Raw genomic sequence first — 22,582 nt, forward strand, 5'->3', positions numbered from 1 at the left:
CGTCTGCTGCTACTGTGTAGGTACCAACGCCATCAACTGACTTGGTAGTTGAGCCATCATCAAATGTTGCTGGAACAGCTTCATTGATAGCTACTGTTTTCTCAACGCCATCTACTGTTACAGTTCCACCCTTGAATTCAGGTTTACCAGTTTGTGTCGCACCTTGAATATCAGTTGTTTCAGCTGGTGTAGCTGTTGGGGTTACTGGAACGATTTCTGGTGTGTAAGTTGTATCCACCTTGATACCGTTTGAGCTTTCAGCTTGAACCTTTGCTGGTGTGACTGCACCAGTGTATGATTTATCAGTCGGTGTGAAGGTTACTTGACCAGTGGCTGAATCAATTGAGTAAGTACCAATTTCAGTTGTACCATCAGCGGCATAAGCTGGTGTACTTGTCACTTCATTGCCATCACTATCCAAAAGCGTGTAGCTATTATCTTTGATCGTAATAGCTTTATCTTCACCATTTACTTGGACAGTCGTTCCTGCAAAGCTTGGTGTCCCTGTTTGTGTTGCCCCTTGAATATCTTTAGAAGTTGCAGGGCTTTCAGTTGGAACAGCTGGCACTACAGTTGGTGTATATTTCGCATCTGAAGTAATTATTGCTGTCTTACCATTAGCATTGGTAATAGTCGCAGTTGCTTGAACAGTTACACCTTTTGCAGTACCAACAAAATCTTTTTCAGGAGTAAATGTCACAGCACCAGTAGTAGGATCGATTGTGTATGTTCCTTCCCCTGCTACTGTTACAGTTGTTTCATCAGTCGGTTGACCAGTTGCGGGATCCACCATTTTCTTGCTTGTGATTTTCGCAGCCTTGTCGTTACTCAACTCAAATGTAGGAGTTTGGGTTTGAGGAACATTTTGAACATCCTCAGAAACCTTGTCTGTAGGAGTCACTGTGATTGGTGTGGCAGTTGGTGTGTACTTAGCAGTTGCAGTCTTAAGAGCATTATCTGGCACTCTACCATCTTTGTCACGACCAACTGGAGCCGTAAGAGAAACTGTTACCCCCTTGGCAGTTCCAGTAAATCCTGGTTCTGGTACAAAAGTAACCTTGCCAGTCAACTCGTCTAGATAGTAAATTCCTTCTCCTTCTACAGTCAAAACAGGATCATTGATGACATTTCCAGTCGCTGGATCGACAAACTTAGCCGGATAATCAAAATCAGGTGTGATTTTAACTTTCTCACCATTACTATTTGTTCCTTCAAGAGCGAATTCTGGCGTACCAGTTTGACTAGCTCCTTGAACATCCGTAGATTTCTTGTCTTCCCCTTCGATATTTTTAGGTGTTACTGTTGGAATGTAAAGACCATCCATATTATCCATCACTTCATTAATTGATGGTAATAATGTTTTATCTTTAGAAACCCAATCAGTTGTATAACCATTATCATCTGTACGACGGATACTTATACCGCTCGCAGTTCCTACAAAGTTATCTTCTGGAGTAAATTCAATATCTACGTTATTACCGTTTGGAGTAATTTTATATTTACCTTCTCCTGGTATTACATAATATCCATCAGCTTTTGGATTTACTACTTGTTTCGTTCTATTATCAATAATAACTGGAGCTACAGTTTGATCGATTTCTGCATTTTTATCACGGCTGTACTTGGATAGTCCTTGAGCCGTGAAAGCAACTGTTGCTGTTTGTGTCGCTCCTTGAACATCGATTGTTTCTTTACGTTCACCTTTTGGAGGGAAAGTAATTTGAGTTTTAAAGTCTTCTACTTCTCCAGATAAAGCTAAACCTGTTGGGTTTTCAATATCTGATTGATTACTAGCAATACGAACACGTGTACCTAATTCAGTAACACTTGGATCAATCATTGTTTTTGCATTTCTGAATTCAAGTCTAACTGTTCCATCTTTTGTAACAGTTGCCAAGTCAGAACGTTCATCCTCATCGAATGTTCCATTTTGGTTAAAGTCGATCCAACCGTAAACATACGCTTTAGCAGCACCATCAGTATGTGCTTCAACATCTAAAGTATACGTTCCTGGACGAGTACGGTCTAATTTAATCATATCATTAGTTTGACCTTTTAAGTTATCAGGTACGATTTGATCAACACCTTCATCAGCAGAAATAGTGTTATCATCACCTGTCCAGTCATTTGCGTTATTTTCATCCATATCAGGACTTACAGTTCCTAAGTATGGTTGAGCAAGTTTTGTACCTGTTACACCGTCTACCGTTCCAATTGAGTGTTGTGCTTTTCCATAACTTTCTGGAGCGTCTCCTTCATCAAGAGGGAAGAATCCAAGCATAGCAGATTGTTTACCTGATGATGCGATATAAAGTCCCACTTCTGAAGCTCCTTGAGTCATAACTAGAGGTACTGAAAAACGGCTAGCAGACACGTTCGGTCCGAAAACTCCAGTTCCTAATCCACCCGTAACTTGGTCTGGACTACCAAAGTATTTCCACGCTACTGGTTTTTTATCTGGGCCAACCTCATTAGCATTACGAAGTAATTCCAAGTTTAGTCCTGATATTCTAGCACCATTTACATCAACAAATTTTGATCTACTATAGTTATTTGCGGGATCAAAATAATTGTGTGTGTCTTGAACTACATACGTTTCAGTATTAGAAGCTTTTTTCCATTCTCCGATATGTTTCCAACCAGCACCATTTGTAGTGAATAACACTAATTCACCAGGGTTAGCTGACTCACCATCAGCAGCTACTACTGCAGGTTTTACTGATTTACCACGGAATGTTGCAGAAATCTCAAATTGAACACCGATATTCGCACCATTATACTCTGATGAAATTGTTGTTCGTTTTGAACCAGTATCAATTCCTTCTTGACGAATTTCAGTCCAACGATTTTGAGCGTCTGCTACTACTAATGCTTCTTCTCTGTTTGCGAAAGCTGCTCTAGTTGTAGGATCTCCAATAGTTCCAATGTATCCATTTTTTGCATTTGGATCATATGTAGCTTTTTCAGCTTCTGTAGCACCTTGTGCTTCCATACGATTTTTATAAATTTCAGTTGCTTGGAATGGTTTAAGACTCTTAACCTTAATGTTAACTATATATCCAGGCATAATTTCTTTAGTGTAAGTTGATCCTACTTGAAGAGCTGTTCTACCGTCTTTAGATGTTGTAGTATTGGTCCAAGCAGTTGTATCTCCAAAATCTAACCAGTTAATTTGTTTAACTAGTTCTTTTGCATTAATTTTAGAAAATTCTGTTGGTTTTTCAACTTTTGGAGTTGAGGTTGCATCTTCTACATCATCACCAATCAAGCTTTCGTCATTAGGGTCACCGATTGCACGACGTGTACGACGGCGACCAGAAGTTTCTGCTGTTACAACAGGTTGCTCTAGAGCAGACGCTTCGGCACCACTTGAAAGAGCATTCGTTGTAGAAGCTTCTGCTTGAACGTCCACACCTTGTGCTTCAGATGCTGTTTCTGAAGCAGTTGTCTCAGATGATGCTGGTGTAACAGAGGCTGTCGTTGAAACTCCCGTAGTATTGCCTACACTTGTAGAGCCAGCAACACTAGTGGTAGATGCTGCAGTAGTTGCTGACGTTGATGTAGCTGCTTGAGATGTAGTCTCACTAGAAGCTTGTGTTGTAGACGTTTCAGAAGTAGCTGCGCTAGCATTTGAAACTGTTTGAGACTGACTATTAGTCTCAGAAATTGATAAGAAATTTGCGACTTCCGTCGAAGCTTGAGCAGCAACAGCATTCTGAGAAGATGTCTCATCACTCACTGTAGCAGTAGTGCTAGCTACATCTCCTGCTTGGACTTGGTTAGCTGTTTCATCGGCAGATACTTGACTAGCAGTACCAACAATAACCAGAGTCCCAAGAAGAACGGAGCAAACCCCTACATTCAGCTTACGAATCGAAAATCGACTTATACGATCATTAAATAAATCTTTACCCACTTTGGTAATCCTCCACACTTATACTATTAAGTATCTCACCCCTCAATGAGATTAAAAGTATTTAAAAATACTAATCGTTAAATATTCTAACAAAAATCCTAATATTTGTGAAAAGAAATGCTCTTATTTTCAAATTTTTTATAAGGTTCACTTAAAAATAATCATGTAAACAATAGAATGATTATAGATATCACTATTTTTATAAACGTTTCAATTAATAATTTTATAATTATTTACTTTTAGAATTGTCAGTAAAAAGAAACTTATGATTTCATTTTTTTCAAAAATCGATTTTCAGAATTAATAATTCATTAGAACTTTTAAATTAGTAAGTCATTATTGAAATAAAAATGGTTGGTTATCAACTCAGTCCTTCTAAAAAATATAGCTTATAACCATCTTAACTATAGTTTAGAAGCCTATTTAACGACATTTTTTATCCTGTTGTTTTCAAGAAAAGCAAAATTTCTTTGAAAAGATAATTTCCCTCTTCTCTAAAGACCTTCTAAGTCATATGACACTTAGAACTAAATCTGTTGAAAATACAAACCAAATCAGCCATCTTGCTTTAAACCATTCGGAATAAGTATGATATTCTTCACTTTTTCACTTGTTATTATTATCCAATTGATTTACCTAGCTAGGAAAAAAGCTCTATAATCTCTTCAATAGTTTAACCTACTAAATCGATTATAGAGCCAAAAAAAGAAGATCCAAAGACCTTCTTTCAATTTAAGTTCTACTTAAATTATTTTACTGTGCGGATACGCATAGTGTTTGTACCACCTGTACCTACTGGAACACCAGCAACGATAACAATGTTATCACCAGATTCTACAAGACCTGATTCCAATGCAACTTTTTCAGCAACATCAAACATATCATCAGTTGAGCTTGGTTTTTCAGTAACTACTGGAATAACACCCCAGTTAAGCATCAATGATTTTTGAGTAATTTCATCGAATGTTACAGCCAAGATATCAGCTTCTGGACGGTATTTAGAAATCAAACGAGCAGTGTTACCTGATTCAGTAAGAGCAACAACAAGTTTGATATCCATTGAGTTAGTAGCATCTTTAACTGCAGACGCAACTACTTCAGTCTTAGTTGAACGGTCAAATGTTGATGAATCAAGACGACCATACTCTTTAAGAAGAGTTTGAGCGTTTTTATCAATTGTAGCCATTGTACGAACTGATTCAACTGGGTATTTACCATTTGCAGATTCACCAGAAAGCATTGTAGCATCTGTACCATCGATAACTGCGTTGAATACGTCAGATACTTCAGAACGAGTTGCACGTGGTTTTTCTGTCATTGTTTCAAGCATGTTAGTAGCTGTAACAACAACTTTACCAGCAGCATTTACTTTTGTGATGATCATTTTTTGGTAAACTGGAACCATTTCGAATGGTACTTCGATACCCATGTCACCACGAGCAATCATAATACCGTCAGCAGCTTCGATGATTTCATCAATGTTATCGATACCTTGTTGGTTTTCGATTTTAGCCAACAATTGAACGTGACCATTACCAGTTTCTTCACAGATAGCACGAACTTCTTGTACATCTTTTGCAGTACGTACGAATGAGATAGCGATAAAGTTAAGACCTTGTTCAAGACCAAAACGGATATCAGCGTTATCACGTTCAGCAAGTGCTGGGAAAGGAATTTTAGTGTAAGGGATGTTTACACCTTTTTGTTTAGCGATGATACCATCATTTTCAACATCAACGATGAATTCACGTTTTTCAGCATCTTTGTCTACAACACGAAGACCAAGTTTACCATCATCGACAAGAACTTGTTTACCAACTTCTACATCGTCAAAAACGTCAAGTGCACCTGCAACGTTCAAAGCGATAACGTCGCGAGTTGATTTGATACCTTGTTTAGTAGCAACACGAATTTGTTCACCAGTTTTGTATGAATACTCTTTAGCATCACCTTCGAACAATTCAGTACGGATTTCAGGTCCTTTTGTATCAAGAAGGAAACCTACTTTTTGACCAGCAAGGTCTTCTGCCATACGAACGACATCCATACGTTCACCTTGTTCAGCGTGGTCACCATGTGAGAAGTTGAAACGGAAAACGTTGGCACCTTCCTTGATCAATTGAGCAATGTTTTTAGCAGATGCTTCACGGTCAAGTTTTTCACCCCAGTAACCATCTTCACCAAATTTTTTGCCGCCACGGATTTCAACCGCAGGACCAAGTGTTGCAACGATTTTTACACGTTTATTCATGATAAATAAAACTCCCTTATATTTTTTGTCGCATTAGCGACGGATTAACAATAATTTAAGTAACTGAGATTAGCTCAAGTTAGACAATGAACGGTTAAGGTCTGCAAAGTCAAGACGTGCTTTGTGAGGATTGTTGACGATAATTTTACCGTCTTCAGTAAGACTGAACAAAGCTCCTTCTTCTGCTGTACCGAGGATTGGGCTTTCAACAAGCTCTTCATTGTGGATACCAACAGCTACACCACCAATACCTTGTTTAAGGAGGTCAACCGCATGTGCCCCCATCCATGAAGCAAGAACACGGTCACGCGCAGTTGGTGAACCACCACGAACCACGTGTCCAATGTTTGTTGCACGAAGATCTGAAGTATCTCCAGCTTCTTTCATTTTAGCTGCAAATTCTTCAGCACCCATGACACCTTCAGCAACTACGATTACATGGTGAGTTTTAGCACCTGATTCGTAACCTTCTTTAACTTTACGTACAACTTCATTAATATCATACTCTTCTTCAGGTACGATAATTTGGTCTGCACCAGAAGCAATACCAGCCCAAAGAGCGATATCACCAGCGTTACGTCCCATAACTTCAACGACGAAAGTACGTCCGTGACTGAAAGCAGTGTCTTGAATCTTATCGATAGCTTCTGTTGCTGTTGCAACAGCAGTATCAAAACCAATTGTATAGTCTGTACCAACGATATCGTTATCGATAGTTCCTGGAAGACCAACAGCTGGGAAACCATGTTCAGTCAAACGCATAGCACCATGGTAAGAACCATCTCCACCAATAACTACTACACCTTCGATTCCATGTTTTTTAAGTTGCTCAATACCTTTAAGTTGACCCTCAAGTTGGGCAAACTCAGGATAGCGAGCAGACTGAAGGAAAGTTCCACCACGGCTGAGGATGTTGTCTACGCCTTTGGCATCAAGTTGGAAGATATCTCCTTCAACCATACCAGCGTATCCACGGTTAATACCGAAGACTTCAATTCCTTCAGAAATTGCTTTGAGAACAACTGCACGAGCAGCAGCGTTCATACCAGGGGCATCTCCACCACTAGTCAAAACAGCAATACGTTTCATTATTCCTGATACTCCTTTTATATATTTAACATTTTCATTATAACACAAAGAATTCTAAATGGCTTTAAATTTGAAAAGATTTATTATTTTTTTACCGTAAAACCGTTTTCAGCACATAAGGTGCTAATTCCTGATTTAGTTCCTCGTTCTTAGTTACTCTGTATCTTTGACTAACGATAGTTTCCTTACTTCCTTGATAACGGATAATGACAGGAATGTGTCCAGGATACTTAGCTAATATTTGAGAAACTTCTATGTCTTTATCATGATTCTCAAGTAAAATCCAGAAACGCTCCGTGCTAGCTTCCTCCATGTTTGACAAGATTAACTGAATGCGTCCATCACGCTCTTGGGTCCGTCCATCAAGATAAAAGAGACCACCTTCACTTAATTTATCCTTATGATAGAAATAAGTTTCTGGAAATAGGGTAACATCAAGTTTATTGATCCCATCAGTGACGTTCAGAAAGGCCATCTGATCACCTTTTTTAGTTCTGATAATTCGAACGGATTCTATCTGAACTAAAACCGTTGCCTTAGTATTAACAGCCAAATCAGAAATGGCTTGATAGGGACGAGAGGCCATTTTTTGAGCCAAGTGTAAAGGATGGGGGCTAAGCCCAACTCCTAGTAACTCCTGTTCTAAATTATAACGATCCGTCTGACTATAGTCTTCATAATCAACCCAAGAGTAAGATGACTCTGCAAACAAACTTCCTAACTCATTGACAAAAGTAAAGAGGTTACTTAAATTACCAATGATTTTCTGACGATTTGGTTCAAAAATATCAAACAAACCAATCTGGATAAGAGGTGTCAGACTATCGGCTTTCTGATATTTGCTAGGAATACGTGTCAAAAAGTCTTCTATAGAAATGTATTTACCATTTTGTTTGCGATCCTCAATAATCCAAAGGGCAAAATCTCTTGGCAAGCCTTTGATAGTCTTAAGACCTAATACAATCTTTCCATCTGAAATCTTGTCCAGATAGGGAATTCTATTAATATCAAGGCTGGCTAGAGAAAAGCCATTTTCAATTGCATCCTTAATGTAATCACTAGACGAATAGTTTAACATGACGTCATAGAAAATCTGAGGGTAATGCGTTTTGAAATAGGCTAATTGAAAGGCTAGTGCTGAATAAGCATAGGCATGACTTCTATTAAAGCCATAACCTGCAAACTTAGCCATCATACTAAAGAGTCGTTCAGCAATCTGTGGGTTACGTCCCAACCGACGACTTCCTTCCATGAACTCTTCGGACATCTTGGACATTTCATTGGCATCTTTTTTCGACATTGCCCGACGAAGCAAATCGGCTTTTCCGAGTGTAAAGCCTGCAAATACTTGGGCAATCTGCATAACCTGCTCCTGATAAAGCATGATACCATACGTAGGCTCAAGGATTGGTGCAACTACTGGATCAATCAAATCTACTTTTTCCTTACCATACTTACGAGCGATGAAATTGTCTGTATAATCGCTAGCTCCAGGTCGGTTAAGAGAGGTTGTCGCCACCACTTCTTCGAACTTAGCGGGTTTAATCCGTTTAAGAAGGTTAATAGCACCCGCCTGCTCAAACTGAAATATTCCCTTAGTTTTACCCTTGGCAAAAAGAGCTAGGGTCTGGGGATCTTCCAAATCAATTGATTTGATATCTATAGCGACTCCCTGCTCTTCTTCAAGTTTCTCCTTCATTTTTTGAACAAAGGTCAAATTACGGAGGCCCAAGAAATCCATCTTAAGCAAGCCGTTGGCTTCGACTGCGGAGGCATCGTACTGAGTAACCATCATATCCTCACCAGCTTTTAGAGGAATATGGTTGGTTAGGTCATCGTCACTCATCACTATACCAGCAGCATGGATTGAGGTCTGTCTTGGCTGGCCTTCAATAGCCTTAGCAATCTCAAAAGCCCTCTGAAATTCTTGTCTTTGATTAATCAACTGTCTAAATGACATATTCTTCTCATAGACAGAGGTCAAGGTGTCACGAAAAGAAATCTTTTTACTAAGTTGTGATAGTTCAAATTCCTTGGCTCCGAAACGTTTAAAAACATCTCGGATAGCCTGTTTGGCCCCAAAAGTTGAAAAAGTAACAATCTGAGCAGAGTGCTTACTACCATAACGGTCCCTAACATAATGAAGAAACTCGCTTCGATAGATATCAGGCAAGTCGATATCTATATCAGGCATGCTATAACGTTCTTCATTTAGAAAACGCTCAAAAAGCAAGTCATTTTTAACGGGATCAATTCCAGTAATATCAAGGACATAAGCCACCAAGCTTCCTGCAGCAGACCCACGTCCCATTCCCATATAATAACCCTGGCTACGCCCAAAGCGTAATAAGTCCCAGACAATCAAGAAATAATCATCAAAGCCCATCTGATGAATGATAGACAATTCTTTGTCTAAACGTTCCTGATAAACTGCTGCGCTTAACTTTTTAGTTTCTAATCCAGATTGGGCTAATTGACGTAATTGGTCAACTGCTGGCATATCACGATTAAAACGGGGAAGCTTCAAATCCGTATCAAATTGATAAGTAATGTCTGAAACAAGTTGCTCCAAATTGTTCAAAGCCTCTGGAATATCACTATATGCACTTTCCATTTCTTGAGGAGAGAAAAGAAGCTGATTCATAAGACAAATAGAGGCCTCTGACAAGGAAACGTTTTGTGAGATGGCGTGTAACATCTGAATTGTCGAGCGATCTACATTCTCAAAATAACGCACTGTATGTAAAGGAATTACAGGATAATCAAACTCTTTGCCAGCATCTTCTGGCCTTATCCCAATAAAAACCTCTGAACCAAGAGTCATCCCTGGCTCCCAGTCTTCACTCGGAAGGATGAGGGCAATAGCATTCAGATAGTCCGAAAAAGCTGTAAGTTCACGTTGTCCTGAGGAAAGCTCTGTTGCCAACTTCATCAAATTTTTATAGCCCTGATTATTTTTAGCTAACAGGCGAAAAGGAATTTTTCTTCCCTCGTAAAATAGATTAGCTTCCATACCAATCAAAGGACGTAAACCGTTTCTACTTGCAAGCTGGGCAAAATGATAAGCAGCATAGAGATTGTCACGATCCATCAAACCAAGGGCTTGATAGCCAAGCTCTTTGGCACGCGCAACGTAGCTGTTCAAATCTACTACACTATCCATGAAACTATAGACGGATTTTGTATCCAATTGTGCAAACATGAAGGCCTCCTTTCTATCTTTCTATTATAGCATACGCTACTAGTAAAAACGCCTCTACCATATTAACTGTTTCAAACAAAAAGAATGAGATAGAACAATATTTTAGACATTGTCCTTATCCCATTCTTTTAAGTGATCATTATTTTTTTACTAACACATCATTACTTTTGATAGCAAGATTGAATATCAAAGTTTAGAAAAACAACTTAGTCCCTTATTGCCAATATGATGGGCGTTGTTTTTCATAGGCAGCAATCAAATCTTCATATTGAAGAGTGATTCCAATATCATCAAGCCCTTCAACCAATTTACGTTTCCACTCATGATCAATATCAAATGGAAACTCTCCAGCTGAAGATTTAATGACTTGGTTTGGAAGGTCAATCGTGATTTCTTCACCCGCAGGAAGGGCAGCCAATTTTTGACGTACTTCCAAGGGTTGAACGATTGGCAACATACCATTCTTCAATTCGTTGTTATAGTGGATATCTGAAAATGATCCAGCGATAACACAGCGGAAACCATAGTCTTCCAATGCCCATGCAGCGTGTTCACGAGATGATCCTGAACCAAAGTTATCACCAGTAACCAAAATAGTCGCATCACGATACTCAGGTTTATTGAAAACGAAATCAGGATTTTCTTCGTAGTCATCATTAAGATAACGCCATTCAAACATCAAATTCTTACCAAAGCCTTTTTTATCAACGGCTTTCAAGAATTGTTTGGGAATGAGTTGGTCCGTATCGATGTTATCATTCATCAAAGGTACTGATTTCCCTGTATAGACGGTAAATTTTTCCATTATCTTCTCCCTTATGCTTGAACTTCTGGCATATCGCGGACATCTACAAATTTACCAGCGATTGCCGCAGCTGCTGCCATTGCTGGACTACAAAGGTGAGTACGAGCTCCATATCCTTGACGTCCCTCAAAGTTACGGTTACTTGTAGATGCACAGTGAACGCCTTCTGGAACATGGTCTGGGTTCATACCAAGACACATTGAGCAACCTGGATCACGCCATTCAAATCCTGCATCCAAGAAAATTTTATCCAAACCAAGACGTTCAGCTTCTTTCTTAACTGGACGTGAACCTGGAACAACAATAGCTGTCAATGTTGGTGCGATATGTTTTCCTTTAACGAATTTAGCAGCTAACTCAAGGTCGCTAAGACGTGCGTTAGTACAAGAACCAATAAAGACATAGCCAAGATCGATATCTTTAGCATATTCGCCAGGCTTAACATCCATATACTCGTAAGCACGTTCATCATTAAAGTCTTTGATTTCTGGGAATGGTTGATCAAACTCAACACCCATTTCAGGGTTAGTTCCCCATGTAACCATAGGTGCCAATTCTGAAACATCAATAGTGATTACTTTATCGTATTCAGCATCTGGATCTGAGACCAAGGTTTTCCAGTCGGCTACTGCTTCTTCAAACTTCTCACCCTTAGGTGCGCAAGGACGCCCTTCAACATAATCATAAGTTTTTTGGTCTGGATTCATAAGACCCATCTTAGCACCAAATTCAATAGACATGTTACAGATGGTCATGCGTTCATCCATTGAAAGGGCATCGATAGCTTCACCACAATATTCAACCGCGTATCCTACACCAGCATCAACGCCATAGCGTGCAATAAGTGCAAGAATAAAGTCTTTTGAATAGACACCTGGCTGAGGTTTACCAACAAATTCAACCTTCATTTTCTTAGGTTTTACTTGCCACAAACATTGTGTCGCAAAGACATGTTCTACCTCAGATGTACCAATACCAAAGGCAATAGCACCAAAGGCACCGTGCGTAGCCGTATGACTATCTCCACAGACGACAAATTTACCGGGTTGACTGCGACCTGTTTCAGGACCAACCATGTGGACAATCCCCTGACGAGCAGTACCGTGGGTAGCCGCATCAATACCAAATTCTTCGACGTTTTTCGCCAAAGTATCAATTTGGTTTTTAGAAATAAGGTCACGAATGTTAAAAATATCAACTGTAGGAACGTTGTGGTCTGTCGTACCAAAAGTTAGATCTGGGCGACGAACTTTACGTCCAGCATCACGAAGTCCTTGAAAGGCCTGTGGACTTGTAACCTCGTGAATATAATGCTGATCCACATACATCAATTGTGGTTCGCCCTCGTTTCCAGTAACGACGTGGCGTTCCCAAAGTTTATCAAAAATTGATTTTCCGCTCATAAAATACTCCAAATATAATCTAAGGATTAGCTAATCCGAAAGTCTTGTTAGAATAAGGTATAAAATAACGACATCAATAACAATGCCTATAAGCCAACATAGCTTAAAATACCATTTGTTAATTTTATGTCTAAAAAGTTTTCCACCTAGAAATGCACCAATACCACCAAAAATCAGAGTCTGTAATAATAATGCCTTCTCAGAAATCCGTCTTTTATGTTGAATGGCCTTACTTTTATCAAGTCCATAAGCACATAAAACAAGGATATTCCATACCAACAAAACACTTAGTAACACTAGTTTTAGTGTCATGAGTTTAGAGATTGCTAATAATAGCTGCTGTCATTTCAGCAGTCGAAGCCTGACCACCCAAATCACGTGTCAAGATACCTTGGTTCAAGGTCTTATCAACAGCATTTTCAATCAATTCTGCCCCTTCAGTTTCATTGAAACTTTCACGCAACATCATAGCTACTGATAAAATCATTGAAATTGGGTTGGCAATACCTTGACCGGCAATGTCTGGTGCTGAACCATGAATAGGTTCATAAAGACTAGGACCATTTTCAGAATGACTGGCAGATGGCATAACACCTAAAGTTCCTGGAAGGACACTTGATTCATCAGACAAGATATCTCCAAAAAGATTTTCTGTCACAACCACATCAAAACGAGCTGGGTTGGTAATCATAATCATTGCGGCACTATCAACGAGTTGGTGTTCAAGAGTTACATCTGGAAACTCCAAAGAAACTTCATCAGCAATCTTACGCCACAATTTAGAAGTCGCCAAGACATTTTGTTTATCAATGCTAGTGACCTTTTTGCCACGACCTTGGGCAATCTTGAAAGCACGACGCATGATACGACGAATCTCATCTGCTGAATAATCATTGATATCACGAGCCTTATCTTCTTCGAGAATATGCTCACCAAAGTAAATACCACCTGTAAGCTCACGAACAACTACAAAATCTACGCCCTCGATACGCTCTGGTTTAAGAGGTGACAAGTGTTTCAAAGCATCAAAGATGCGGACAGGACGGATATTAGCAAAGAGATTTAGCTCTTTACGAATGGCCAAAAGTCCTTGTTCAGGACGAACTGGCGCATTGTCATATTTTGGTCCACCAATTGCAGCCAAGAGGATAGCATCTGCTGATTTAGCAGCATCCAAAGTTGACTTAGGAAGTGGATGACCTTCAGCATCAATACCAGCACCACCAAATGGTTTAGCATCAATGTCATAATCAAATCCAATTTTTGAAGCTACTTTTTCAAGAACTTCAAGACCTGCTGCCATAATCTCAGGTCCAATTCCATCACCTGAAAGTGTTACGATTTTCTTTGTCATGTTTAACTCCTCTTTGGCTTATGGAAGGTCACGATAAGAAACCTTACGTGCCATCTCACCAGCATTTTCTTTTTGAACCAATGTATTAGCATTGATATAGGCAATTGCTGATGCTTTCAAGACATCAAAGTCCAAACCAGACGCATTGAAAATAGTATCTGTATCTACATTTTCAACAGTTACAAGTACACGCGCTTGCGCATCAATACCATCAGTTACAGCGTCAATATTATAAGAAGTCAAGCGAACTGTTTGGTTGAAGAATTTGTCAATAGCATTGAAGATAGCTTCAACTGACCCTTGACCATTGGCCAAAAATTCTACAGATTCACCGTCTTCATTAGCCAAGCTAACAGTTGCAGTAATTGTTTCATCAGCATTAGTGGTCAAACGAAGATCTTCGAAGTGGAAACCTTCTGGATTATCTACACTAGTACCAGCAACAAGTGCACGAATGTCTGCATCGGTAATATCATGTTTTTTCCCAGCCAAGATTTTGAATTTGGCAAAGAGTGGCTTGATATCTTCTTCAACAAAGTCAAGCTCAAGTTCTTTCAATTTTTCAACAAAGGCATGGCGTCCTGACAATTTACCAAGAGGAAGACTGTTACTCTTGACACCTACCAATTCTGGTGTGAAGATTTCATAAGTTTGAGGGTTCTTAAGAACACCATCTTGGTGGATACCTGATTCATGAGAGAAAGCATTTCCACCAACAACAGCTTTATTTTTAGGAACTGGAATACCTGAGAAGCGAGAAACAAGCTCTGATGTATTCATAGTTTCATTCAAAACAATATCACAACTTGCTTGGAAGAAGTCTTCACGAATTTTCAAAGCAACAGCTACTTCTTCAAGAGCAACATTACCCGCACGCTCACCAATACCATTGACTGTTCCCTGAACACGTCCAGCACCATGTTTAATTGCTGTCAAAGTATTTGCAGTTGCCATACCAAGGTCATCGTGGCAGTGAACACCAAAGACAACTTTATGATCTGATTTAATATTTTCAGTCAAGTGATCAAAAATACGTGCAAACTCTTCTGGAGTCGTAAAGCCAACTGTATCAGGAATATTAATATATGAGGCACCAGCATCAACTGCTGTTTGAACAACTTCAGTCAAGAAATCAAGCTCAGTACGAGTAGCATCTTCAGGAGAAAACTCAACAACTTCAAATTTTGAACGTGCATATGACACATGTTCTTTTACAGCTTCAAGAATTTCTTCTTTTGATTTCTTCAATTTAAACTCACGATGAATCGGACTTGTTGCGATAAAGACATGAATTTGTGGATACTTAGCATCTTTCAAAGCCTCATAACAAGCATCAATATCAGATTTTACTGAACGAGCCAAACCAGTAACAGAAGTTGTTGTCATAGCTTCTGCAATTTGTTTTACTGCTTCAAATGAATCTGGGCTAGCTGCAGGGAAACCAGCTTCAATTACAGAAATTCCCCATTTTTCAAGTTGCTTAGCAATGGCAACTTTTTCTTTGATTGAAAAGTTAACACCTGGTGTTTGTTCCCCATCACGAAGACTTGTATCAAAAAATTCAACTTTACGCATAGACAATCCTCTTTCTAAAAGTAAAAACGATAGTAGTAAAAAAACATCTCACTCGGAAACCCAAGCGAGATGTTTTTACCTCCCGCTTGGTAAGCCAAACAGGACTAATGCTTTTGCACTAGCCCTCATTACGCAATAGCAAAACAGTTGTAGTTGCGAATGTCATTTGACTCATTTCCTTTCGATGTATCTTGGTTAATATAATACATCTTTCCAAGTTGAAAGTCAAGGAAAAATTACTGAATTGACTGACTTTTCTGACCGTTTTTTACAATTTTTTTCAGAAAAACAAAAAAGCTGACCGAAGTCAACTTTTTATTTATTAATGATAACTACTTATCTCAGCTTATTTTCCGAGGTAGTATTCAGAAACAACGTTCAATTTTTCGTCAAATTCGAATACCAATGGTGGGAAGTTTGGAATTTCAACATCCATGATTTCGTCATCTGACAATTGTTTGATGTGTTTTACAAGGGCACGAATTGAGTTACCGTGTGCACCTACGAATACGTTTTTACCATCTTTAAGAGCTGGAGCGATTTTATCTTCCCAGAATGGAAGGGCACGTTCCAAAGTCACTTTCAAGTTTTCAGCATCTGGAATTACTGAGTCATCAAGTGAAGCGTAACGACGGTCAGTGTGTGCTGAGTGCTCATCATCACGATCCATTGCTGGAGGCAATACATCGTATGAACGACGCCAGATGTGAACTTGCTCATCACCAAATTGCTCAGCAGCTTCTGCTTTGTTTTTACCAGTCAAACCACCGTAGTGACGTTCGTTCAAGCGCCATGATTTTTCAACTGGAACCCAAAGTTGGTCAGATGCTTCAAGAGCCAAGTTAGTTGTTTTGATCGCACGTTTCAATACTGAAGTGTATGCTTGGTCAAATTCGATACCAGCTTCTTTAATCAATTTACCAGCGTCGATAGCTTGTTGAGTACCTTTTTCAGAAAGATCTACGTCAGCCCAACCTGTGAAAAGGTTAGCTTTGTTCCATTCAGACTCACCGTGGCGAGCGAAAACCAATTTTACCATTAGTTATGTCTCCTTTTTATTTTGGGTTAAACCCATTTACTGTATCTATTCTACCCAAAAAACCTTGAAAAAGCTAGCAAAATCCAAAAAATTCTGTAAAATTCTATTGCCTCTTGTCTTGGCAAAAAGAGACGATATCAGAATTTCGTTTTAGAGGCTTTAGCCCGTCCAATATTTCCTTGTTTTAGGCCCCTTTTCATGCTAAAATGAGATGAAATAGTAACATTTTACTTTGTGATCTTTAAGGAGGATCTTATGGTTTCTACTGCTACAAAAGTTGGTCAGTTTACATTTGCTAACTGTCTTATGAATGCCGCTGGTGTTCATTGTATGACTAAGGAAGAATTGGCAGAGGTTGAGGCTTCAGCTGCAGGTTCATTTGTCACAAAAACCGGAACACTTGAGGCCCGTCCCGGTAATCCTGAACCACGTTATGTGAATGTTCCTCTTGGGTCAATCAACTCAATGGGATTGCCAAATAACGGTTTCGAATACTACCTTGACTATGTCATTGAATTACAAAAGCAACCCAATACAAAAAATCATTTTCTTTCTCTCGTTGGTCTTTCACCTGAGGAAACACACACCATTCTTAAAAAAGTTCAAGAAAGTGACTATGAAGGGCTGGTTGAACTCAACCTTTCATGTCCTAACGTTCCGGGTAAACCTCAAATCGCTTACGATTTTGAAACAACAACAGAGATCCTAACTGAAGTCTTTTCTTACTTTACGAAACCTCTTGGTGTGAAATTACCACCATACTTTGATATTGTGCACTTTGATCAAGCTGCTGCCGTTTTCAACCAATTCCCACTTGTCTTTGTTAACTGTGTGAACTCAATTGGTAATGGCCTTTACATTGAAGATGAGTCTGTTGTCATCAAACCTAAGAATGGTTTTGGTGGTATAGGTGGTGACTACATCAAACCTACTGCCTTGGCAAACGTTCATGCTTTCTACCAACGTTTGAAACCTGAAATCCAAATTATTGGTACTGGTGGTGTAAAATCTGGTCGTGATGCTTTTGAACACATCCTTTGTGGCGCAAGTATGGTACAAGTTGGTACTGCCCTTCAAAAAGAAGGTGTCGCTATTTTTGACCGTATTACTAAAGAACTTAAAGAAATCATGGAAGAAAAAGGTTACGAAACTCTTGAAGACTTCCGAGGAAAACTTCACTACATCGACTAGTCTATAAAAAAAGTTTGGAAAATCTTCCAAACTTTTTTTGTTATTTGATGAGGATTCTCTTATTAGACAAGACCATCATCATCGCGTTCATCCCAGTCTTCAAAAGGGTCCTTGCCCTCTTTTTCAGCTTGAAGACGTTTCTGACGCGCTTCTTCAATTTGTTCTTCACTTGGCTTCATCAGTTTGCTAATAGCAACAATACCTGATAGTTTAATAACAGTAAAAACCAAAAGAAAAATCAATACCACTGTTATGGTTTTCATAGATTCCCTTAACTTATTTCGTATAAATCAAAACCCCTAAAATCTTAGGGGTTTTTACATTATTTAACTGCGTCTTTAAGAGCTTTACCAGCTTTAAATGCAGGAACTTTAGAAGCTGCGATTGAGATAGCTTCACCAGTTTGTGGGTTACGACCTTGACGAGCAGCACGTTCGCGTACTTCAAAGTTACCGAAACCAATCAATTGTACTTTTTCACCTGCAGCAAGAAATTCTTCGATAGAAGCGAAAACTGCATCTACAGCTGCTGCTGAATCTTTTTTAGTAAGCTCAGTTGCTTCTGCAACTTTAGCGATCAAATCTTGTTTGTTAGCCATTGTAACAATCCTCCAATTTATTTCTAAGCGAATAGTTTTTTTAGCGCTTGAACAAGTATTATCTTATCCTAAAAGACCTATGAGGTCAAGTAATAAACGCTAATTTAATCGCTTTTTTGCAAAAAGTAAAGGCTTTTTAATTTATTGTCTTATAGATGTCAAATTCGATACGGTCATTAACCAAATCTAGGCTTTGAGCACGTGCTGTTATCCCCTTCTCATTCTTCATAGACTGAATATTTAGGGTAACCTTTCCCTTCTTACTATCGATTGCGATGTAATCAGGAAGGTTAGTCGAACGTTTAATCATCTTAAGGACATCCGAAACAGGCAGTTTCAAGGTTCCAGCTGAAAGCTCAGAAACATGCAGTACAATTGCTCCTGATTCACTAACAACCGGCGTAAAATAGACATATAGAGGAACAGGATGACCTAAAACCTTATAGCTACTTTCAAAAACAATTTTAGAATTGGTAACCTTGACCTTGAAACGCATCTTATCAGTCGAATAATCCTGGGCAAAGCCTGTAAGAGCAGCGTCAAGCTCATCCTTAGTCATACTATATTTTCCAATTTTAGTTGCTCCCTTGGATAGAGATACAGAACTTGTCGTCTCCACTGGAGTCATGATTCTATATGTCACAACACTTACTAAGGCTAGATTTAAGGCCAAGAGTCCTAAAAATAGCCATTTCCATATCTTACTCACCTGACCACTCCTTTTTTGTTTGGTTAATACGTTTCAAAATGGCATCTGACATAATTTGATAACCTGTATTATTTGGATGAAAATGATCATCCTCAAAAAGAGCATCGTTCAGACTATCTTGAGAAGATTTACTAGACTGAGAGGTATCATCAGAACTTGTAACACCGCCCTTACCATCAATTCCCTTATAAAGCAAATCATTTACAGGAACAAAATACACATTATCGTACTCTTTGCACACCTCTTCAGTAGACTGGTTCCAATTATCTACAATCGTTTGCATTTCTGTCATCTCTGGAAAATTAAGATAAAAAGGATTGTAAATACCAACAATATAAATTGGCAATGTTTTGTTTTCCTTGCGGGCTAGCTCAATAATCTGTTCTAATCTCTTTTGATAGGCCTGAGCAGGCTTAGTGAAGGTAGCTACATTAAGATTCGTGATATTGTCCTTAATGACATGGATTACATCATTACCACCAACTGTCAGAGTCATCACTTTAGCCTTTTTGAGATCTCTTTGAATATCCTTCTTTTCTTGCATTCTTTTGAGAATTTGATTACTCGTATTCCCCGCAATACCGTAGTTACGAGAAGTCACTTGCCAGTCAAAATCTGACTCTAATGCCTGTGATAGCACAGGAACGAATCCTCCTTGATTACTACTATCACCTACCCCTTGAGTAAGGGAATCACCAATAGCAACATAGGTCACATTTTCATTTTTGATAGATTTAATCTTTTCTGCAATTTTTGATGACTGATGCGTACTAGGAACGATAAAAATGAAGAGGCCTACAAATAAGAGAAAAAGCAAGAAGAAGCCTACGAGGCTTCTAACTAATTCTGATTCTTTCCACTTATTCATAACGAACCATTACGGCAAAGGCGCCTTCACCAGTGTGCGTTTGAATGATGGAACCAGTCTCAAGGATTGAAATTGGAGCACCCAAAACCTCAAGTTTTTCAGCCAGTTCATGTGCTAAATCAGGTGTCCCTGCATAAGAAATACCAATCTCTGCCACTTTTAGGTCCTTATCCTTGATACCATTAATATAAGAATCTAACCATTTCGTGAAAGTCTTAGCTCCTCGCCCCTTAGCAACCGTATTCAACTGATAGTCTTTCAACTCCATGATGACACGGATATTGAGTAATGAAGACAGAAGACCTGTTACACGTCCAATACGACCACCTTTGACCAGATTCTCAAGGGTAGAAACACCAATATGAAGTTCTGATTTATTTTTCACTTCTTCAACATGGGCTACAATCTCATCAAGACTAGCTCCTGCTTCAGCTAATTTAGCTGCCTCAACAACTTGAAACTTGAGGCATTGATCCGTAAAGCCTGAATCGATGACAGTTACATCTGCTCCTGAAAGACTAGCTCCTTGACGTGAGGCTTCACATGTCCCAGAGAGTGTGTGCATAATGTGGATTGCCACAATTTGTTCTGCACCTTCTTTGACAAGATTTTCATATGTCTCAGCAAACAAACCTACAGGTGGTTGGCTTGTCTTTGGTAACTCTTTACTATGCTTCATCATTTCCAAGAAACGGCCTTCTTCTCGAAGGTCACTATCTGAATAGATGACACCGTCCACCATTACCGACAATGGGACAACAGTGATATTATATTTTTTAACCAATTCTGGTTCAATCGTGATTGACGAATCGGTTACAATTCTGATTTTACTCATAATTTTCTCGCTTAACACAAATTTTTATTCTATTATAGCATGACTGGAAAGTTTTTCCCAAGTCTTTTCCTAAAGAGAGTCATCCACCTTTAACAAAGCTCTTGCTTGGCTCAAGGCAGCCTCCGTCACGTTATCACCTGCTAACATCTTAGCGATTTCTTGCACCCTTTCCTCAGGTGTCAAAAGACGAACACGAGAGACAGTTGTCTCATTATCGCTTTCCTTAGAAATAAAGAACTGATAATCAGCAATAGCAATAACTTGCGGAAGGTGACTGATGGCCAAGACCTGACCATGACTCCCAATCTTATGAATCTTCTGAGCGATGGCTTGGGCAACACGTCCTGAAACGCCAGTGTCAACCTCATCAAAGACGATACTTGTTTTATCTTCTTTGCGGGCAAAGGCTGACTTAATTGCTAACATGAGTCGAGATAATTCACCACCTGAAGCTACCTTAACAAGCGGTTTAAAGCCTTCACCTGGATTGGTTGAGATGTAAAACTCAACCTGCTCATTACCATCACGATTAAATTTCCCCTTAGTAAAGGTGACTTTAAAATCAGCCTTATCCATATAGAGGTCGCATAACTCGTTCTTAATCTCAGCTTCAAGAGCCGTAGCAATTTGATGGCGTGCTGTTTGTAGGGTCTCCGCAGACGCAAGCAGGTCCTTTTCAAGTTGCTTAAGCTCTTGTTCCATAGCATCTGACGAGCTAGAGTTTCCTGTCAGAAGATTGTATTCTTTACTTGAATTTTCCAGATAATCCAAGACGTCATCGACAGTCCCACCATATTTACGAGTAATGGCATTAATGGTATCTAAGCGGTGTTCAATCTCTTGTAAACGCCCAGCATCAAAGTCCAGATTATCCAAAAAATCACCTAGTTGCTTAGTGACATCTTCCAGAACATAATAGGCTTCTGATAGATTTCCAGAGAGTTCTTTGTAATCAGAGTCATACTCTTCAAGAGACTGGAGGTCATTCATGGCAGAACGAACATTTGAAAGGCTTGAAAAATCCTCATTATCCAGCATGACATAGGCATTTGTTAAGGTATCAGCAATCTGCTTATGATTAAGAAGCTTGTCTCGCTCCTGCATCAAAGCCAAATCTTCTCCTGATTTTAGAGAGACTGCTTCAATTTCTGCAATCTGAAAAGCTAGCATTTCAATTCGAGCCTTATGCTCCTGCTCATTTTTCTGCTTTTCAAGAACAGCTTTTCTTAACTCACGATAGCGGTCAAAATACTCCTGGTACTCTTTCTTAGTCTGGAAAAATTCCTTGTCACCAAAGGCATCAAGCATGGTAATATGCAGAGCAGGTTTCATAAGCTCTTCCTGGTCATGTTGTCCATGGATATCTACCAAGAAGTGCCCAACAGCTTTAAGTGTCGTTAAATTGACCATCTGCCCATTGATGCGACTAACACTTCTACCATTTTGGAAGATTTCACGACGGATAATCAATTCATCCTCAACAGGAATCCCATTATCTTCCAAGATACTAACCAAGGCAGGATTTTGTTCGATTGAAAAGAAGCCCTGAATTTCAGCCTTAGATGCTGAATGACGGACGACCTCACTAGAAGCCCTAGCACCCAACATAAGATTCATAGCATCTATAATAATGGACTTACCAGCACCTGTTTCACCAGTAAGGACGGTCATACCATTCTCAAAGTTTAGAGAAATCTCTTCAATAATTGCGAAATTCTTTATCGTAATTTCGAGAAGCATAGGCCCT

The 22,582-nt window shown here is 39.2% G+C and carries 17 protein-coding genes; 1 reads left to right on the plus strand and 16 read right to left on the minus strand.

Annotated features, from left to right (window positions below):
* The 10 genes from H7T99_RS01050 to H7T99_RS01095 form a co-directional block, all read right to left on the minus strand.
* Window positions 1–3,916 (minus strand): CshA/CshB family fibrillar adhesin-related protein (locus H7T99_RS01050; RefSeq protein ID WP_201035935.1); only part of this gene is annotated, 3,916 nt, incomplete at its 3' end.
* Window positions 3,917–4,664: 748 nt separating this feature from the next.
* Complete coding sequence (pyk, locus tag H7T99_RS01055) at window positions 4,665–6,167, minus strand: pyruvate kinase (protein WP_037601125.1); 1,503 nt, start codon at window positions 6,165–6,167, stop codon at window positions 4,665–4,667.
* 69 nt (window positions 6,168–6,236) lie between these two features.
* Window positions 6,237–7,256, minus strand: a complete 1,020-nt coding sequence (gene pfkA, locus H7T99_RS01060) for a 6-phosphofructokinase (protein WP_013990713.1) — start codon at window positions 7,254–7,256, stop codon at window positions 6,237–6,239.
* 91 nt (window positions 7,257–7,347) lie between these two features.
* Window positions 7,348–10,458: a DNA polymerase III subunit alpha gene (locus tag H7T99_RS01065; RefSeq protein WP_201035936.1), complete on the minus strand. Its 3,111-nt coding sequence runs from the start codon at window positions 10,456–10,458 to the stop codon at window positions 7,348–7,350.
* A 214-nt stretch (window positions 10,459–10,672) separates the two neighbouring features.
* Complete coding sequence (leuD, locus tag H7T99_RS01070) at window positions 10,673–11,263, minus strand: 3-isopropylmalate dehydratase small subunit (protein WP_002884116.1); 591 nt, start codon at window positions 11,261–11,263, stop codon at window positions 10,673–10,675.
* Window positions 11,264–11,274: 11 nt separating this feature from the next.
* Window positions 11,275–12,666, minus strand: coding sequence for a 3-isopropylmalate dehydratase large subunit (leuC, locus tag H7T99_RS01075; RefSeq protein ID WP_013990716.1), 1,392 nt, complete (start codon window positions 12,664–12,666; stop codon window positions 11,275–11,277).
* Window positions 12,667–12,696: 30 nt separating this feature from the next.
* A complete protein-coding gene (locus H7T99_RS01080) occupies window positions 12,697–12,978 on the minus strand; it encodes a DUF1294 domain-containing protein (RefSeq protein WP_037601120.1) in 282 nt (93 codons plus the stop codon).
* Between the two features lie 4 nt (window positions 12,979–12,982).
* Window positions 12,983–14,020, minus strand: coding sequence for a 3-isopropylmalate dehydrogenase (gene leuB, locus H7T99_RS01085; RefSeq protein WP_002884071.1), 1,038 nt, complete (start codon window positions 14,018–14,020; stop codon window positions 12,983–12,985).
* 18 nt (window positions 14,021–14,038) lie between these two features.
* Entirely contained in the window at window positions 14,039–15,595 is a 1,557-nt protein-coding gene (locus tag H7T99_RS01090) for a 2-isopropylmalate synthase (protein WP_037601116.1), read from the minus strand.
* Between the two features lie 346 nt (window positions 15,596–15,941).
* On the minus strand, window positions 15,942–16,634 hold the full coding sequence (locus H7T99_RS01095; RefSeq protein ID WP_000240128.1) for a phosphoglycerate mutase: 693 nt from the start codon (window positions 16,632–16,634) through the stop codon (window positions 15,942–15,944).
* 255 nt (window positions 16,635–16,889) lie between these two features.
* Between H7T99_RS01095 and H7T99_RS01100 the strand changes: the two genes are divergently transcribed.
* Window positions 16,890–17,825 (plus strand): dihydroorotate oxidase, encoded by a 936-nt coding sequence (locus H7T99_RS01100; RefSeq protein WP_037601112.1) that lies wholly within the window; start codon window positions 16,890–16,892, stop codon window positions 17,823–17,825.
* A 62-nt stretch (window positions 17,826–17,887) separates the two neighbouring features.
* On the opposite strand, the gene H7T99_RS01105 is transcribed toward H7T99_RS01100, so the two are convergent.
* The 6 genes from H7T99_RS01105 to recN form a co-directional block, all read right to left on the minus strand.
* On the minus strand, window positions 17,888–18,088 hold the full coding sequence (locus H7T99_RS01105; RefSeq protein WP_002890779.1) for a hypothetical protein: 201 nt from the start codon (window positions 18,086–18,088) through the stop codon (window positions 17,888–17,890).
* A 59-nt stretch (window positions 18,089–18,147) separates the two neighbouring features.
* On the minus strand, window positions 18,148–18,423 hold the full coding sequence (locus H7T99_RS01110; protein WP_002884048.1) for an HU family DNA-binding protein: 276 nt from the start codon (window positions 18,421–18,423) through the stop codon (window positions 18,148–18,150).
* 136 nt (window positions 18,424–18,559) lie between these two features.
* Window positions 18,560–19,132, minus strand: coding sequence for a YpmS family protein (locus H7T99_RS01115; RefSeq protein WP_037601109.1), 573 nt, complete (start codon window positions 19,130–19,132; stop codon window positions 18,560–18,562).
* Window positions 19,125–20,000 carry an SGNH/GDSL hydrolase family protein gene (locus tag H7T99_RS01120; protein ID WP_037601106.1) on the minus strand — a complete coding sequence of 292 codons (876 nt, stop codon included), beginning with the start codon at window positions 19,998–20,000 and terminating at the stop codon, window positions 19,125–19,127. Before H7T99_RS01120 ends, H7T99_RS01115 begins: the two co-directional genes overlap by 8 nt.
* Window positions 19,993–20,835 (minus strand): DegV family protein, encoded by an 843-nt coding sequence (locus tag H7T99_RS01125; RefSeq protein WP_037601103.1) that lies wholly within the window; start codon window positions 20,833–20,835, stop codon window positions 19,993–19,995. Before H7T99_RS01125 ends, H7T99_RS01120 begins: the two co-directional genes overlap by 8 nt.
* A 69-nt stretch (window positions 20,836–20,904) precedes the next feature.
* Window positions 20,905–22,575, minus strand: coding sequence for a DNA repair protein RecN (gene recN / locus H7T99_RS01130; RefSeq protein ID WP_037601101.1), 1,671 nt, complete (start codon window positions 22,573–22,575; stop codon window positions 20,905–20,907).
* Between the last annotated feature and the right edge of the window lie 7 nt (window positions 22,576–22,582).

The sequence above is a fragment of the Streptococcus sp. 17.1 genome (assembly GCF_016648655.1).
GTDB classification, from domain to species: Bacteria; Bacillota; Bacilli; order Lactobacillales; family Streptococcaceae; genus Streptococcus; species Streptococcus salivarius_E.